The 680-nt window shown below is 59.9% G+C and carries 1 protein-coding gene; it reads right to left on the reverse strand.

Annotation, left to right across the window (positions count from 1 at the left end; translation table 11 throughout):
- Positions 1–51 precede the first annotated feature (51 nt).
- Positions 52–680 (reverse strand): hypothetical protein (locus EII42_RS13590; protein WP_233558396.1); only part of this gene is annotated, 629 nt, incomplete at its 5' end.

A 680-nucleotide genomic window follows, 5' to 3' on the forward strand; every position in this document is an offset into this window, starting at 1 on the left:
GACACCCAACCACAACCCCGAAACCCCACGCATCAGCAAACCCTGCCAGCATCACCTAGTGGCCAACAAATGATCCACCAACTCATCCATCGCCGCCACGATCTCCTGCTCCGTGAGACCACCCCTCTGCGACTGCATCGCGATCAGGGTATCCTCCGCATACGCATAACACTCCATAGTCTTGGAAGAAACAGACTTTCCACAAGTAAATCGCCCCACGTGATGCGGCGCCTCCAACCCTCGTAGATAGCGGTTGAACGCGTCCGGCAGCTCAAAGCTCTTGGTGTCAACCAGCAAAACCCGGCCCTGCTCGCCGCCCTCCTCATAGCCCACGGAAATAGACCAGTCATTCAAAACAGTCACACCGTAATCCTGATCGTTCAGCGCCCAACCCTGCAAAGTCTTAGGCAACCGCCAATCATCGCGCGGCTCCCCACCCTGAAACGGGGGTCCACTATACAGCTGCGGCAGCATCTCCGCAGGCGGCATAACCTCCCACACCGGCCAAGACCGCCAGTCATCCGACGCACTCGCACTCGGCGACGGCAACGCAATCGAAGACCTCGGAGCCGAAGACGAGCCCTGACCGAGAGCCGACGAATCGGGAGAAGCTGGCCGCAGCACAACCACCACCAGCAACCCCACCAACACCGCCAACAACCCGCCGACGACACCCAACC

Origin of the sequence: Tessaracoccus sp. OH4464_COT-324 (assembly GCF_003932855.1) — a bacterium.
GTDB lineage: Bacteria > Actinomycetota > Actinomycetes > Propionibacteriales > Propionibacteriaceae > Arachnia.